The sequence below is a fragment of the Epilithonimonas sp. UC225_85 genome (assembly GCF_042695135.1).
Classification (GTDB): Bacteria; Bacteroidota; Bacteroidia; order Flavobacteriales; family Weeksellaceae; genus Epilithonimonas.
Map to the genome: position 1 here is coordinate 2,772,797 of NZ_CP170547.1, position 17,351 is coordinate 2,790,147.

At 30.6% G+C, this 17,351-nt stretch carries 11 protein-coding genes; 3 read left to right on the forward strand and 8 right to left on the reverse strand.

Going from position 1 to position 17,351, the window contains the following annotated elements; genetic code table 11:
* Positions 1–818 precede the first annotated feature (818 nt).
* A complete protein-coding gene (locus ACFJGY_RS12680) occupies positions 819–2,579 on the reverse strand; it encodes a helix-turn-helix domain-containing protein (RefSeq protein ID WP_379964448.1) in 1,761 nt (586 codons plus the stop codon).
* A 251-nt stretch (positions 2,580–2,830) separates the two neighbouring features.
* Between ACFJGY_RS12680 and ACFJGY_RS12685 the strand changes: the two genes are divergently transcribed.
* Positions 2,831–3,070: a hypothetical protein gene (locus ACFJGY_RS12685; protein ID WP_379964450.1), complete on the forward strand. Its 240-nt coding sequence runs from the start codon at positions 2,831–2,833 to the stop codon at positions 3,068–3,070.
* Between the two features lie 190 nt (positions 3,071–3,260).
* Positions 3,261–4,001 (forward strand): hypothetical protein, encoded by a 741-nt coding sequence (locus ACFJGY_RS12690; protein WP_379964452.1) that lies wholly within the window; start codon positions 3,261–3,263, stop codon positions 3,999–4,001.
* Positions 4,002–4,989: 988 nt separating this feature from the next.
* On the opposite strand, the gene ACFJGY_RS12695 is transcribed toward ACFJGY_RS12690, so the two are convergent.
* The 3 genes from ACFJGY_RS12695 to ACFJGY_RS12705 form a co-directional block, all read right to left on the reverse strand.
* A complete protein-coding gene (locus ACFJGY_RS12695; protein WP_379964454.1) occupies positions 4,990–8,355 on the reverse strand; it encodes a reverse transcriptase domain-containing protein in 3,366 nt (1,121 codons plus the stop codon).
* Between the two features lie 16 nt (positions 8,356–8,371).
* Positions 8,372–11,260, reverse strand: a complete 2,889-nt coding sequence (locus ACFJGY_RS12700; protein WP_379964456.1) for a type I restriction endonuclease subunit R — start codon at positions 11,258–11,260, stop codon at positions 8,372–8,374.
* Between the two features lie 72 nt (positions 11,261–11,332).
* Positions 11,333–12,259, reverse strand: coding sequence for a tyrosine-type recombinase/integrase (locus tag ACFJGY_RS12705; RefSeq protein WP_379964458.1), 927 nt, complete (start codon positions 12,257–12,259; stop codon positions 11,333–11,335).
* Between the two features lie 118 nt (positions 12,260–12,377).
* Here ACFJGY_RS12705 and ACFJGY_RS12710 point away from each other — a divergent pair, with 118 nt between their 5' ends.
* Positions 12,378–13,598, forward strand: coding sequence for a restriction endonuclease subunit S (locus tag ACFJGY_RS12710; protein ID WP_379964460.1), 1,221 nt, complete (start codon positions 12,378–12,380; stop codon positions 13,596–13,598).
* Between the two features lie 39 nt (positions 13,599–13,637).
* Here the strand turns inward: ACFJGY_RS12710 and ACFJGY_RS12715 are convergent, their stop codons facing one another.
* The 4 genes from ACFJGY_RS12715 to ACFJGY_RS12730 all read right to left on the reverse strand — a co-directional run bounded on the left by ACFJGY_RS12715 (position 13,638) and on the right by ACFJGY_RS12730 (position 17,310).
* Positions 13,638–14,894 carry a restriction endonuclease subunit S gene (locus ACFJGY_RS12715; RefSeq protein ID WP_379964462.1) on the reverse strand — a complete coding sequence of 419 codons (1,257 nt, stop codon included), beginning with the start codon at positions 14,892–14,894 and terminating at the stop codon, positions 13,638–13,640.
* Between the two features lie 58 nt (positions 14,895–14,952).
* The gene (locus tag ACFJGY_RS12720) at positions 14,953–16,521 is read right to left on the reverse strand and encodes a type I restriction-modification system subunit M (protein WP_379964464.1); all 1,569 of its coding nucleotides are present in this window, start codon (positions 16,519–16,521) and stop codon (positions 14,953–14,955) included.
* Positions 16,522–16,701: 180 nt separating this feature from the next.
* Complete coding sequence (locus ACFJGY_RS12725; RefSeq protein WP_379964466.1) at positions 16,702–17,034, reverse strand: hypothetical protein; 333 nt, start codon at positions 17,032–17,034, stop codon at positions 16,702–16,704.
* Positions 17,035–17,049: 15 nt separating this feature from the next.
* Positions 17,050–17,310, reverse strand: coding sequence for a helix-turn-helix domain-containing protein (locus ACFJGY_RS12730; RefSeq protein WP_379964467.1), 261 nt, complete (start codon positions 17,308–17,310; stop codon positions 17,050–17,052).
* Positions 17,311–17,351: the final 41 nt, after the last annotated feature.

The following is a 17,351-nucleotide window of genomic DNA, read 5'->3' on the forward strand; positions in this document are numbered from 1 at the left end:
TTTCTCTCAGATCTTCAATATTAAAGGAAGTTTACTTGCCAATTATCTCTTTCTTATAATACTTAAGAACACCGGTGTAATGCCTAAATAGCTGGCGATGTATTTTTGTGAAATCCTAGTGCTAAGTGTAGGATATTGTTTTCTGAATAATGAATATCGTACTTCTGCCGAACTTGAAAGGGCTAAGGTTAATCGTCGCTGATATAAGGCAAAGCCATTTTGAAACAATATTCTGAAAAAACGTTCAAGTCTTGGTATTTCGAAGTAGAGTTCTTCTAAGTGTTGATGCATCAATTACAAATCTGTATATCTGGCTTCTTTATTGACTACTTTCTGCCAGGCATCATTGATTTCAGAGGCTTTGATTACCTCCGGCATAAGGCTTTAGTTTTATCTATAGAATGAACTACAATCACTTATTTTAATACAATTCTTTATCAGAAAATTTGAAGTCCTGTATTTCTATTTACAGAAAATACAAAATGTTTATAATTCGGTATTGAAAGATTCGGATTAAGCACTTAGAAGCGCATTCAGAAAAATATCTCCGAAATGGTAAAAAAGATTCTGTGAAAATACAACTGTAACCAGACTGCAGTCCGTCAATAGGTTCCAGTTATACGATATTAACGGGTTGGCAAATAATAATCCGTGCTGCTTTATTTCAAAGCTTTTGTCAGCATAATGAATTTTACTGCTTCCCTATACTAAGCAGATCTTAAAATAATCCTTACTGCAGTAAGAAGTTGAATGAATATTTTCGAATAGCTGAAATGGATTTGAGGCAAGCAAAGAAAGTAAATAAAAAATTATTTGAATTAAGATTTTGAAGAAGCTACAGGTGTAGAAGTGTTACCCTTTTCTTCAAATTCTTTTTTTCTTTGCTTTATAAAATCTGTTGGACGCATGCCATTGATTTCCTGAAAGAGGTCAGAAAAATTTTTACGTGAGCTTATCCCACATTTCTGTGATAGTCCTTCCACAGTATAATCTAGAAATTTGGGATTGTGATACAATTTTTGAGTAATATATCCTATACGCAGTTCATTTAGGTATGCATTAAAATTTTTACCTTTTGATTCATTTATAACTTGCGAAAGATATGTAGTATTGGTGCTGAAATTTTTAGCGAGTTCCTGCTGTGTAAGTCCTTTTTTTATGAAATCTTTTCTTTTTTCAAAACTATTAAGCTTTTCCAAAATATCATTCAGTACGGCATCCGGAATACCAGTTCTATTTTCTTTTACTGAATAGGAAGTTACAGCTATTTTTTCAGCTGATTCTTTATGGTCAATGATTCTTTTTTCCAATTCTATATATTTGCGTAAAATCTCTTTTTCGTTTCTTTTTCTATGAATAATAATTATTATCAGCAAGAGAATTAAAAAAGCAGCAATGATTAAAAATATCAAACCTAGTGAGTTATTATTTTCCAGCTGCTTTTGTCTTTCCAGCAAAGATTTCGTATCATATTCTTTGTGAATTTTGTTTGATAGGTATTGATAATCTTTGTTGATGATATTATCTGCATTCAGTAATTGTTTTGTGTAGTAAAGTTCTTTTTCAGGATTTTTTATTGTATGATAATAATTAATCAGGCTCTCATAGTTTCCCCGTAGTTCAGGAATGATGAATTTTTCTTTCTGGAAAATGGAATCTACTTTTATGAAATAAGGAACGACTAAATCCTTCTTATTCATTTTTTCAGCAGATTTTCCTAAGTAATAATAAATCACAGATGTCCAGGTAAAATCGTTAATTTTTTTCAGTTCCGGCAGCGCAAAATTCAGGTTTTGTATGGCTTTTTGATATTCTTTTTTCCGAAAATTAGAAATACCAAGACATTTTAGAAAGTAGGCTTTCTCTAAATCATATTCTTGGGATGATTTTAAAGCTGATAGACCGACATGAATTAATGAATCACTTTTTGAATAATTCCCTAATTCTCCGTAGCAGATGATCTGCTGATGAAGACTGTTCAGGTATCCCTTTTTATTATTAAATTTAAGATTCGGATGGATATTTGAACGAGCTAGTTTCTCAAAATGTTTTGAGCATTCTTTAAATAATTTCAATGCATCATCATAGTATCCCAAGTAACTTTTAACAACACCTAGATGATAGATAATCCTATATCTTAAAAAATCATCGTCAATATTTTTTGAATATTCGTAGGCTTTGAGATATTCGTTTAATGCAGGCTGGTATTGCTTATAGAAGAAATAATAAATAATTCCCTTTCCTAAGTAAGCTTCACTGATAAGTTTGTTATTTTTTGATTTGAGGATATTGCTCACGCAACTGTCAGAATATTTAAGCTTTAAGGTTTTGTCTTCCGAGAAAAACACGGCATCCCGATAGCCCTGAAGCATCTCTTCATAATCAACTTCTTTTTTTGCTTTTTTCAAATAGATATTTACGTAAGGTAAAGCCCTCTTATCATTTTCAGGAAAATCTTCATAATACTTTCGAATTTCAAAAAAAGTGTTCGCATCAGTAATTTTCAAATTCTGTCCGTGAATAAATATCCCCGCAGATAGTAGAAACATTGAGATGATAAGCTGTATATAAAGTTTCAAAACTTAGTTTTATACACCAAAAATAACTAAAATAAAGCTGAAAAGTCAAAGTCATTCAAAATTGCTTTTGTTAAGCAGTAAATTACTGATAATCAGCAATTTATTTTTGGGTCGATTTGTAAATTGTATGGTATGATTTATAAATCGTCTCAAAATTTCTTAAAAGATGTGATGTTTTAATTTCTAATTTCGTCTCATAAGCTTATATAAATCCGGTACCGGATAAACCATTAATCATAATAAATATTAAAATGAGTAAAAAGTTTATCCTTTCATTAACCATAGTAGCATCATTAGTTTCCTGTAGGGAAGCTGGTGAGATTGTGGATAATGATAAAGTAAATACAAATGATTTTGTAGTACTAAGAAATAAACCAGAAGACAAAGGAACGATTTCGAGAGATAGTTCCGACGCTAAAGATTCTATAAGGTCTTCTTTTGAAGGTGAGGAGAAGCCACCAATAAAGAATGGCGAACATTGGAAACATTAGATCGATTTATTATTCCTTGGACTTTTATAGTGCGTAATGCAAAAGAATTTTATAGCAGACCGTTTCTGAATATTGCTTTTGCAACTTTGATTGACAAAAGGAAAACAGATGAAAAGTTTTGACAACAAAATTCTATTTTATAATTTTTTTTCCAAATAAATAAATATTAATTATTAAAAACCATTAAAAAATGAAAACACTATTTAAATTAATGTTATCTGCAATTTTATTGACTGGATTTTCTTGTAATCAAGACGATAGCTACGTTGATTCTAACCAAGTCAGCAGTAAAACCGCAGTTGCATCAAGAGCGGGAACATCAAATCCTTTTGATTATCTAGGCGAATTGCATAACAACTTTATGACAAATATGCATAAATTGAAGCCTGCTAAGGAAGAGATACCCGATCTGGCTTTGGAATTTGTTAAGAAAAATGGTTATGATACATCCAAATTTGATTCAAATACAGTTTCGGGAATTATGGATGAATCAATGACAACTGAATTTACTACTGAAAAAGTAGATGAGTGGGGAAAAAGATTTCGATATTCTGATGAATACAAAAGAGAACTATATAAATTAGCAGACTTTTTCAATGCAGATTCTTATGAAAATACAGATGATATTGTAAATCAATTGAAAGAGATCGAAACAAGCTACCTGCAAGCTAAGGTATCAGAAGAAGAAAAAGAACAGTTATTAGCAACAATAGCAATTGCAAGATATAGCACGGACTATTGGATTTCTTTTTATCCAAAAGATGCCAACGGACACAACAATAAAATCAGATGGTGGGCCCGTATATTTGGAGCAATCGTATCTGACGTATCAGGAGCTATATTTGGAGCAGTAGGAGGTCCTGCGGGAGTCCTTATAGGTGCAGTAGCGGGTTCTGCAGGGGTTCAATTTCTTGTCGATGATAATTTATAATTAACAACCAATCACAAATAAGCATACAATCTTATAGATTCACCTTATTACAAAGTCGCCATTGGGCGGCTTTTTTTCATGTAAATCTTTTAAAAAAACTGTATTTATGAACTTACAACTTTTTTTGATTAAATATGACGAGTTATACAAATTCTTCAGTATTCGTTTCAAGATACTAATACATCAAATTTAACAAATAATAATTTGGCTAAATTAAAGTGTTTTCTGAAAAAAAATTCATTTTTCTAGAACTCTGAAAAGAAATTTCAATAAAGTCTATACAACTGACAATCAGCATATTTTATCGATTACTGTGCAACAGAAATAAAAAAACAAACAACTCTTAAAAAAATTAACCTATATGCATTTTACCTAGGTATGGTTTGCACCTGTGTTTATTATTTTTTTTATACTAGCGCTAAAACAAAAAACGCTGTAAACATTGATGTTTACAGCGTTTTAGCTTATTTTAGTTTCTCAACCAGCGGAGAGAGAGGGTTTTTGTAACTTCTTCTCGTCCTTTTATTGATAAGCATTCCGCTGTAGCATCTTTGTGAATGGCCTTAAATAGGGCATTTGCAAAAAGTGGTAAAATCCATTATAAAAATTTTACGTAGTAAAAGTAGAAACTTTCGTTCGGATTTGCAAGTAAAGATTGCTAAATCTTGAACACCTTTTTTAGAAATCATATTCCAATTTTATACTTTTTTCATTAGAATATTTCTTGGATGAAATATTCTAAAAGAAAACGAAGGAAAAAAGCCTTATTAAAAGTGAGCGAGGTATTCTGTCAAGTTTTTTAGGAAAAGTTTTTTCGTGTATCTTACAAGTAAAAACTTTTCCTAAAAATCTGGAAGGCTTGACTTTAACAGAATTTTGCAATTGGACTAGGAAGCGAATGATCTTTGGTTTTTATTTTTATCTTTTGTTCAAACTATTATTTAGCATATATGTAGCAATAATATATAAAACTTAGAAAAATATCTTATTATTTAAAATCTTTATTTTTCATTCTAATTTTCACATTTTCTCGATCAAAATCAGGGGGCGTTGGTTTGAGGGCTGTTTTACCTTTATCAATATCATCTTTCTGTAAATGATATTCTTTAAATTGAAAAGCTCTTAGATCTGATATTTTTAGTTTATCTATAAGGACAACAGAGTTTATCCCTCCTTTTACTTGAACTAAATCTTTTTCATAAGATTTTGCAGGTTGGATAATTCTAGAGTCACCAAAATCTGAAGAATTAACTTGGATAAAGTAAGAATGAATATCACGAACCCAAGCTCCTGCTATATCTGAAAAATAATTCGTATCCCTATTATATTCAGAAGCTATTATGAAATCTACTTTAGATTTAAAAATAGATCTATGATAAATGTCTGCTAACTCAAAACAATTATATACTGAAAAATAGGTCTTTCTCCAATGGAAAAGATCGTATGTCATCTTAAAACAATCTTTTTTATCTTGATTAGGTATCTTAAGTCTATAACCTTTAATTAAATGTGTTTCAGAATGAGAATAATGATTTTTTAGTCTCAACTTAACAAGTGAAGTATTATAATGATTTATTTTAAATGGTAAAATTGTGACCAAAAAATTAAATACAATCTTCTTTTTATTTACCCAATGCTCTAATCCTGCTACTATTCCCATATATCTTTTATGACTTCTTTCTGCAAGTAATCTAATCCAAGAATATGGTATTGACACTTCTGGGAAAATTAGTAAATCAGCATTACTTCTATCTGCATCATTTATTAAACTGAAAACTAATTTTCTTCTATCCTTTTTAACGTTGGCATTATTTTGAATACTTGCAAACATGTCACTAAAGTGAACCTTCATGTTAGCAATTGCTACACTTTTATCAATTCCATTAAGTTTTTCATCTTTAAGATTGTCACCTTTGATATCAATATTTAATGCTTGAATATTTTCCATTGAATCCAATACAGAAATCTGAAAATATTTATTTTTTAGTTTTTCTCTTTTCTTTGTTGAAAATCCAACTTTCCAAGAATAATTAATAAAATAATATAGATTGAAACTGTCATCTGGTATTCTATTGATAATATGCTCAATATCTCCGTTTAGATTTTTATCTTCTTTATTTTTTTGTGAATCATCAGATGGATAAATATAATTAAACTCAGGAATTTCAACTACTTTCTTTTTATCATCAAAATTAGAAATAACATCAATTATCCTTAAAATATTTACTTCGTGAAACTGTATATAATTCGGTGCTAAATAGCATAATTTTTTACAAAGCCGAAATAATTCATCTTTATTAACATTTTGTTTACTTCTTTTTCCGAGATTTTCAAAATCATAATAATTAAAATCCTTTTCAAGCAAGCTTAGCTTTGTATACAAAATGTTTGTTAAATTACAAGCAGGAATTGACATCAGTGAATGTCTAAATAAATTGCTAGCTCGTAATTTGAATGCTGTTTTTTCACACGATTTAAAAAATTCATATTCATCTCCTCCATTATTTTTAATATTTCTTACAAGAGAAGGATTTAATGCCAAAGGAATTGAAAGTGATACGCGTAGGTATTCAATAAAGATTTCTTTTTGGGATTTGTTACTTTCTATATCCTTACTAAACTCAGTTTTTATAATAGAATTTTCAATGTTTCTTTTAAATTGAACTAAATAATCTATGCGATTACTTACAATAAAATAGGTTGCAACTTTTTCCCAAAGAGAATAAAACTTTATGGCAAGCTCTCCTCTAAAGAATGTCAAAATTTGATTGTCTGAATCTTCATCAAATTCTTGATTCCCATAACTCTTTGCAAATATCATTTTTGCTAAAAATTTAGAGGCCCCATATTTATTTTCTGAAAAATCACTTATGCTTCTAAATTTATTAATTGAATCATTATATTTCAATTCAAAAGCTTCTTCATCAAATTTTTCACTTATTTCATCTTCATCGGGTAAAAATCGAAATTCGCTTCTTTGATTATCAAGTTTTCTTTTGAATATATTTATTATCGCTTTGGATTCTTTGTGAGCTAAATAATGTAAAACAATTTTACTGCTTTGAATTTGTAAACTTTCATAACTAAAAACTTTATCAGATCTCTCATCGTTATCTAAATCACTATAATTTACTTTGAATTTGATATTATTTACAAGAAAAGAGTTTAACTGTCCATCCGAAATGTTAAATTTAGATATACATTCATCCAAGTCATCTAAATTTATATTATCCTTATATTCAACATATTTATTATTACGAAAATAAATATTCTTAATATCAAGATTTTCAATATTAAAATTAAGAATTCCTTTTTCAACGAAATTTTTGTTAAGAAATGAAATTATCGATGAATTTAAAGTACTATCAATATTGCTATTTAAATCTGAAAAAACAAACATTAAATCATCTACATATCTTCCATAAAATGCAGGGTTAAGATTATTAATTATTCTATTATCTAATTCGCTTAAATAATAATTAGACAGTAAACCTGAAGATATTAAACCAACAGGCAATGAGAATACTTCGTATTTAGTATTCTTATAGTCTTCTAAAATTAATCTGTATGCATAATGAATCTTAAAAAATATAGAATTAATAGATTGTGACCTTTTTAAAATATTTTTATCACTTGTTACTTTTTTAAGATTTATTTCTATTCTATCAAAAGTCTCATTTAGATTTAGTGTTATTGTATGAAAAAAGTCTTTTAAATCCAAGCTTAAAATTGTCACATCTCGCTTCTCTTCAAGCAAAGATTCGGCTTTGTTTATTGCAGAATCTCTCCACAATTGATATTGTACAAAATAAGGTTTAAACAATTTTAGATTTTCAGAAGGCTCAGATTTGTGATTCAAAAACTCAAAATCTAATACATTAGCATAACTTGCATTATGAATATCAGGCTGAAGATACCGACCACTATACATAATCCAAAGAACAGATAAAATATGTACTTCAATTGGAAAATCAGCAAACTTGCTTGTCCTTTCGATTACATATTTTTCTTCCGAATTTGATTTATTTGTAATTACATCTAGTTTAGAGTCTTTTAATTTTTTTGGTAGTTTTATGAGCCTTATCCTTTTACTTAATTCTAAGCTTCCTGATTTAGAATTAAAATACTGATCAACAAAATCTAATATGCGGACATACAATGCATTCTGTACTATACTAAAATCTGATTTACAATCTGTATGGATATTTTCATAAAAAACAGATTGTTCAAAATTGGCTAATTTCTCTTTTTCTAATAAATTAGCATTATCATAATAAAAAAAATGTTTAACTTTCTTGTATGCTAGAAAAACTTCACTGGGAGTGAAAACATCGATTAGGTCATTATTCTTCATAGTTTTTTTGTTTTATTTAACTCGCCACCCCATCAATAAAAACCTCCACAAAATCCTGAACTTTTTGGATAATTCTTTTTCCAATATTATTTCGTTCCGTCAGTTTTGGTTTTATTTCTAAAAGTTTTAAGGCATCGCTCATTTTGGGTATTTTGGAAGTGAAAAGAAAGCTATCAATCGTTTCTTGAAATTTTTCTTTATTAAGAGATTCTTCTTCTGCAATTTTCTCAAAAGCATCAGTTCTTTCTTTATTCCAGAAATTATCAAATTCGTCGCTTACAGAATCGCCATCCGGAATATGTGGTAAATTCTCATCGATGAATTTTTCAATCAATTCTTTTTTGCTTCGTAATTGGGCATCTCCGGATAGAATTTCTCGGATTTCTTTTATTTTCGCTTCTCGCTTACTTCCCTTTATCTCAGTAATATTTGCTAATAGTGAAAGTATATAGCTCACATTGATTTCGTCACGGTGGATGAGCTCTAATTCAAAATCAACATCATCTAAAATACTGACTTTTCCTACTGTAGAAGGATTTCTTTGACCTGTCCATATATCAAGATACTTACTTTTATATCCATCAAATTCAAATTCTGTTATTTCTAATTGGTCAAAATCAAAATCTGTAAAGGATTTTAAGACATTCAGAATACGCATCAATTCACGGAAGGCTGTAACGAATTCAAATTTCTCCTGCTCGGTTTGATAAGCGTCTACACTTTGAATTTCGGGTGCAACTAGTTTCAGTTTTTCTAAAGAATTTTTGAAAAGTTCAATATAATCTTCAATGGGTTGGATGATTATTTCCTGTATAGCTTCTTTATTAGAAAATAAAGTCACTGCATCATCTGTCGCAGATTTTAAATTGCGAAAACAAACGATATTTCCCTGTGACTTTTTCTCTCCGATGATTCTGTTGGTTCTAGAAAATGCCTGAATCAATCCGTGATATTTCAGGTTTTTATCTACAAATAAAGTATTCAATTGCGGACTGTCAAATCCTGTCAAAAACATATTGACCACAATAATCAAATCAACTTCTTTGTTTCTGACTCTTTTCGCAATATCGTTGTAATAATTATAAAAAGTCTGGCTGTCTTTCGTAGAAAAATTTGTTCCGAACATTTCGTTGTAATGACCAATATATCGATCTAAAACAGTTCTGCTATGTGAATCACCATATTTTGCAGGTGGCTCCGCAACCATCGACAAAACATCTTCTTCTTGATAATTTCCGTCTGCACCATTATTCTCTTCATTAGTTCCATAACTGAAGATGGTTGCAATTTTCAGATTGTGTTTTCCCTCTTCTTTTTTCTTTTGAAAGAGGTCATAATATTTCTGCAAAACATCTATGCTACTGACGCAGAACATTGCATTGAATGTTTTCTGATGGGTTTTTCTATCGTGTTCCGTTATGATGTAATCGGTGATTTTCTCCAGACGCTTTGGACTTGCTAATAACTCTTGAGTATCAATAGCTTCAACTTCCATATCTATGTACGTATTACTACCTTCTTTTTCTTTGTATCTGCCAACGTATTCGACTGAGAATTTTAGAACATTTTCATCTCTGATAGCATCTGTAATTACATATTTATGAAGACATTCTTTGAAAAGCATATTGGTAGTTGCAGCAATTCCATCTATTTTACCAACTGAATTAACTTCTGAAATTGGCGTTCCGGTAAAGCCAATCATCTGTGCTTTTTGGAAATATTTCTTAATATTTTGATGTGTTTCCCCGAACTGACTTCTGTGGCATTCATCAAAAATGAAAACTACTTTTTTATCTTTTAGTCTATCTATTTTTTTACCGTGTTTTTCTTTGGTAATGGCGGTATTCAGCTTTTGTAAAGTTGTTACAATGAGTTTTGTATTGTCAGAAAGTTGCTTTACAAGATGTGCCGTATTTTCTGTAGCATCTACGCTGTCTTTTTCAAAAGCATCAAATTCCTTCTGTGTTTGATAATCTAAATCTTTCCTATCCACTACAAAAACAACTTTCTCCACTTTAGGAATTTCTTTCAAAATCTGACTTGCTTTGAAAGAAGTTAATGTTTTCCCTGAGCCTGTTGTATGCCAAATAAATCCATTGTTATCGGTATTTCTAACCCTTTCAACAATTTTTTCTACCGCATAATATTGGTACGGTCGAAGAACCATTAAAATTTTATACGTTTGATTCAGCACAATATATTTCGTAATCATCTTGGCAATATGACAAGGCTCTAAAAATGCCTGTGCAAAATCTTCAAGTTGTGTGATATTATTATTGTGCTCGTCAGACCAGAAGAAAGTTTGTTTAAAACTTTGTTTAGCGTTATTCGAATAATACTTTGTATTGACGCCATTACTGATAACAAACAACTGAACGTAGTTGAATAAACCTTTTCCGGAATTAAATGACTGATGATGATAACGGTTGATTTGATTGAAAGCCTCTTTCATTTCCAAACCACGACGTTTTAGCTCTATCTGAACCAACGGCAAACCGTTGACTAGAATCGTGACATCGTAGCGATTTTTATAATCTCCTTCCTGAGCAATTTGATTTGTGACTTGGAATTGATTCTGACACCAGCTTTCCTGATTGATGAATTCAATCCATTCCGAATTCCCGTTGTCTTTGGTAAACTGAAATCGATCACGCAATATTTTAGCTTTTTCAAAAACATTTCCTTTGGCAAGATGATTTAGAATCTTCTCAAATTCTTTATTAGAAAATTGTTTTTTATTATGAATTTCGAGCTTGGTTTTTAGGTTGATAATCAAATCTGCTTCATTGCAAATCCTGACTGGCTTATGACCTAACTGCTGTAATTGTTCTACTAATTTCTGTTCAAGAATATATTCGGGCTGGCTGGACATTCTGTGTTTACGAATTTTATGGTTAAAAAACATTGTCAGAGTTTGGAACTCTGACAATGTTGTTAATAGTTTTATCAAATCTAACAAAAAATATCATAACTAAAACTATTTAAGTGCCTTAAACATTTGATCTATTGCTTTTTTCTTCTGTTCCAGATTTGGATGGACATAAAGATTCAATGTTGTACTGATATTGGAATGCCCTAGCAGGACACTCACAGTTTTATAATCACATTTGCTTTCAATACATCGGGTTGCAAAACTATGACGCAATCCGTGAAATTTAATTTCCGGGATTTCCAGTTGTTTCATAAGATTTTTATAATAGCTCCGGTAAGTTCTTGGCTCAGTTGGTTTAGCATCATTTGTTAAAACAAAAAACAACGGATTTACAATTTTTTTAAAGGGTTTCAACATTCGCAAAAGGTCTCTGCTCATTGGAACTTCCCGTATTGAGTTCTTGGTTTTTGGTGTATCGAGAAGCAATTCTGTTCTGCGTTTGCCATCTTCGATAATATAGATTCGCTGAATGGTTTTTCTGATGTTGATAATCCCATTGTCTGTATCAATATCTTCCCAAGTGAGTGCGCAGATTTCCCCAATCCGCATTCCAGAACAAAGACAAATATAAACCCCCAGATTCCGGAATGTAAAATGCTCCTGAATATAATCCATCACTTTTTTCTGATGGGTTCTGGTCAGAACTTCAATACTCTGATTTTCCCGAACTGTTGGATATTGGATGTCAAATGGTGTATATTGAATCCACTTATACTTTGCCCCAAATTTCATTACCATTTTCAAAACGATAAGAACATCTTTGATGCTTTTCTGGCTCAATCCCTGTTCCAATTTTTGAAAAACAAATTGCTGAACTTCCTCTTCTTCTATGCTATTCACTTCTGCAAATTTGGGTAGCAAATGGTTCTCCAGCAAAAGCACATAAGCCGAAAAACTTGATTTTTTCACATAAAGTTGTTTGTCTTTTTTCCATAGTTCTACGATTTGTGCAAATGTTTTTTGTGTCGTCATAATTTTCTTTTTGATTTTAAATTATTATTAAAAATCAAAAAAGGTATGAATAAAGGATTTGAGAAGAAAATTCTGTAAAATTTAAGATTGGAAATTATTAATCTTTGGGTTTCCAAATTTGCGATTTCCAGGGTTTGATGGAGAGTGGAAAACAATCAAACTTGGCGATATAACAAGTTGGTCTTCTGGTGGAACACCATCGAAAGAAAACCCATTGTTCTGGAATGGGCAAATACCTTGGATTAGCGCATCAAGTATGAGAGGATTTGTATATTCCGATTCAGAAATAAAAATAACAGAATCAGGATTAAAAAAAGGTTCAAGATTAGCAAAAAAAGGTAGCTTACTTATTTTAGTACGTGGAAGTATGCTATTTAATAAAATTCCAATTGGTATTGTTTCAAGAGACCTAGCTTTTAATCAGGATGTTAAATCCATAATTGTACATGAGCAATCTTCTTCAGAGTATATTTTAAATTGGTTTTCAGCATTTGAACCCAAAATTTTAAATATGGTAACTGGAACTGGAATTGGAGCAGGAAAACTAGATTTAGCAGATTTAAAATCACTAGAAGTTAAAATCCCAATCCTTTCAGAACAAAAAGAAATTTCTCACTTCTTATCTTTAATAAATGAAAGGATCACATCGTCAATGAAAATAATTACCAAAGTAAAATCTCAAATGCAAGTTCTTGAAGATTTATTGCTAACAGGTAAATTAAGACTAAATGATAATGATGGTAATTCATTTAACAATTGGACTCAAGAGAAATTAAGTAATATTGGAAAAACCTATAATGGTCTATCTGGAAAAACAAAAGATGATTTTGGTTCGGGTAAAAAATACATTCAATACAAGCAAATTTTTGATTCTTCAAGAATAAATATTTGTAAATGCGCATTTGTAAATATTTCTGCAAATGAGAACCAAAATGCAGTTCAATTTGGAGATATATTTTTCACTGTTTCTTCTGAAACCCCTGAAGAAATTGGGATGAGTTCTGTTTTATTAGAAGATGTTGAAAATGTATTTTTAAATAGTTTCTGTTTTGGATTCAGGACTCATTCTTTTGAAAAATTGATACCAGAATTTTCACAATTCTTTTTTAGAAGCAAAGTCTTCAGAAATGAGATTGTTAAACTTGCGCAAGGCAGTACAAGATATAATATTTCTAAGAGTGAATTTCTAAAATTAAAAGTAATACTTCCTAGTAAAGATGAGCAAGTCAAAATTGCAAATACCCTTGCATCCGTCGATAAAAAAATAGAAACAGAAAAGAAAATTTTAGCTAAATACGAAACTCAAAAGAAATACCTTTTAGCAAATCTTTTTGCTTAATCAGCCTTGTCAAGATTTTAAACCTTGACAAGACATTGTTTAGATGAACAAATTGGCAAGTAAATACTTTTTTTGATTTTCAAATTGAGTTATAATTTTTTTTTCAAGATTAATTTTATCTTCCAATAAATACAAAAAATTATAAATTTTATTCTGCTCTTCCTTATTTATCGGTAACAAAAGTTTTGCACCATTTAAAAATGCATCATTATTGATATTCATAGTGTTTTTTGCACCTTTTTGAACAAGTGGATTTAAATAGTTAAACGTGTTTACTGGAGAATTAAAATATTCGTGAATTAAATACCCTAAAGCAAAAGAATCGGGTGTAAAAACACAATAAAGTGGAGAAACAACACCAATTCTACCAGTCCTATTTTGTTTAATAATTCCGAATGGAAATTCTGAAGTTGGACTTTTCGTATAAACTAAATCTCCAGGATAAATCAATTTGTAATGTGTAATTTCTTTTGCAGAAAAAGACCTTCCCAAATGTTCGATTTGATTAATAACTCCTTTATGTTTAGATACTGAAAATACTTCGGTATAAAGATTATTTGGATTTTTTTGTAAATGTTCTTTTGATATTTCGTTTAATTTTTTCTTTTCCCAATTAGGAAAATTTCCGTTATCATTTTTGAATTTAATATTGCTTTCAAATAGTTTCTTTACAGCTGAATTTTTTAATACGATTAAATCATCAATTATTTTCTTTTGGGTTTGCATTCTATCGTCAAGCAATGATAAAAAATTTGCTATTTTATTTTGTTCGGTCAATGAAGGGTAAAAAATCTTTATGTTTTTTATGCTTTCAAAATTAAGACCTTCTCTTCCACTACCTGTTTGTAAGCTTTTAAAAACATCCTGTCCTTTTGTTGAAGATAAAATAGGTTGAATAAATCGTGGATTATATTTTTTGGTGCTCCTAATAACGCATACATGCTGATTAACATTTCCAATGATAAAGTTTTCTGGAACAACACAGCTTCTTCCTAATGAAGCACCTGTAATATTTAATAGGATATCATTAGGATAAACCACACTGTTTTTCATTCCTCTGTTTATTTCATCGGGAATAAATACCGGATTATCAAGTACTAATCTATCATGATTTACATTTTGACTTCTTATAAATACTACTCCTGAAACGGTATATATAGCTTCTCCTCCTAGTGGTGTTTTTCCACTATTTATTTTACTAGCAACTTCTTTTAATTTCTTTAGTTCCCAACATTCTTCAAACCCTGGAAATCGCAAATTTGGAAAATTTCTGATACTTTTATTTTTTTCTGTCATCTTGATAATTTATTGTTACTGCTATAAAAATTAGGGATATTCTAAAGTCAAAAAAAAATTAACTTACTAATCCTAATTCTTTTAAATAAACTTCAATTTCAGAATCCAACTGAGAACGTTTGGCTTCCAATTGTTTGATTTCTGCCATTACCGCTTGGATGTCGATTTCTTCTTCCTCCTCAAAAGTATCTACATAGCGAGGGATATTCAGGTTGTAATCATTGTCAGCAATTTCCTGCAAGGTAGCGAGATGAGAGAATTTCTCTTCTGCTTTTCTTTCTTGGTACATATCAACAATTTTATTGATATGTTTTGGAAGCAATACATTTTGATTTTTTTGTTTTTCAAATTCTTTGCTGGCATCTACAAACAGAACATCTTCATCCTGTTCTCGGCATTTCTTGAAAACCAATATACAAGTAGGAATGCTTGTACCAAAGAAGATATTGGCAGGTAAACCTATTACAGCATCCAGATAATTTTTCTCTTTAATCAGATATTTACGAATAACCAATTCCGCTGCACCACGGAACAAAACTCCGTGAGGCATTACAACTGCCATAATTCCGTTCTCATCCAAATGATGAATCATATGCTGAATAAAAGCAAAATCAGCTTTGGAAGCCGGAGCTAATTTTCCATATTGTGAGAAACGCTCATCTAACAATAAAAGTTCATTGCTACTCCAGTTCGCAGAAAAGGGCGGATTGGCAACAATAGCATCAAACGTTTTATCAAGATGTTGAGGTTTTTCAAGAGTATCTTCCTGCTTGATATCGAAATTACTGTAATTGACTCCGTGAAGAATCATATTCATCCGCGCTAAGTTGTAAGTGGTTCGGTTCATTTCCTGACCGTAGAAATCACTTACTTTTGCTTCGCGGGCAACACGAAGGAGCAAAGAACCACTTCCGCAAGTTGGATCATAAACTGATTTCAACTGGGATTTTCTGCTGGTAACGATTCTAGCCAGAATGGTAGAAACTTGTTGAGGTGTATAGAATTCTCCTGCTTTCTTGCCCGCGCCACTTGCAAATTGTGAAATCAGATATTCGTAAGCGTCTCCTAAAACATCGGCATTGGTATCAGAAAGATTGAAATCAATATCATCCAAATGATATAAGACTTTCGAAATCAACGTATTTTTCTCGTCTTCAGTTTTTCCTAATTTGGAAGATGTTAAATCCAAATCTTCAAAAAGGTTATCAAAATCGTCTTCACTATCAGTACCTAAAGTAGACTGCTCTATATTAGTAAGAATCTTTGAAAGTTCTGCAAGGATAAAATTAGATTTTCCTTCCTCTTTTTGATGACCTTTTTTAGCAATATTACTAAAAAGTTCTGATGGTTTTAAGAAATAGCCTAAATCTTCAACAACCTCTTCATAAATTGCCTGAACGATTTCTTTTCCTTCTTCAGTATTTTCATCAACGTCATTGTAGTCGATGTCTTCTCCGGAATCTAATAAAATTTTATTGGCAGTAAAATGAATCTTTTCAGAAAGATATTTATAGAAAATAAATCCTAAAATATAATCCCGAAATTCGTCGGCATCCATTTTTCCTCTTAAAGTATTGGCAATATTCCAAAGTTGCTGTTGCAACTGACGTCTTTGTTCTTCTGACATTTAGTATCATTAATGTTAATCCTCAAAGATAAAAAATGTTAGATGCATACAATGCTAAAATAACTAAAAATAATAAAATTGATATTGAAAAACAATTGTCATAATGCATAATTATAATTTATCCATATGTCGTAAAATAACCTCTGCCACTAACTTGCACTTGGAAAATTAAGAAGAAATTTAATTTTTGATTCTTATTTGCTTAGGAGTGGGCTTCAGCTCCACCGCAAAATCCAGCATAACAACCTGGCTTCCTTTAAACGGATTATAGGAAGGCTGATAATCAATATAGCCCGAAGAATGCAGATTATTCAGGCAATTGTGATAGGTGGCTTTTGAGTGGATTTTACTGATTCGCATCACTTCATCCCGTGAAATACTGACCGGATTTCGGAAACGGTTGAAATTCCAGAATTGGAATAATGCTAAGTAGAGGCTGATGTGTGTGGGATTAAGAGTATTGTCCTTAGCCACCTTTTCATAGAAACCTGTGAGATGTTTGATGTAATTCATTTTGTTACTAATAAATTATACTTTCTTATTTAACATTTTTTCGATGTCTTTGTAATTGTAATATAATGTGCCACCGACACGAGTATAGGATAAGGTTCCACTGACACGGAGATTCTGTAATGTTCCGGTAGAAATTTTCAGAAGTTCTTTGACCTCTGATGAGCGCAGCCATAATTTCTGCTCTGAAATTTTGATATTAAAAAGATTTTTAATGTCTTCAAGCAATTCGGTTTTGAACTCCTGAAGGTCTTCTTTGGTAACAAGGTTTACTCTCATAGTTTCTTCATTTTTGTTTTTGATAAAATTTCTTTTTGCAA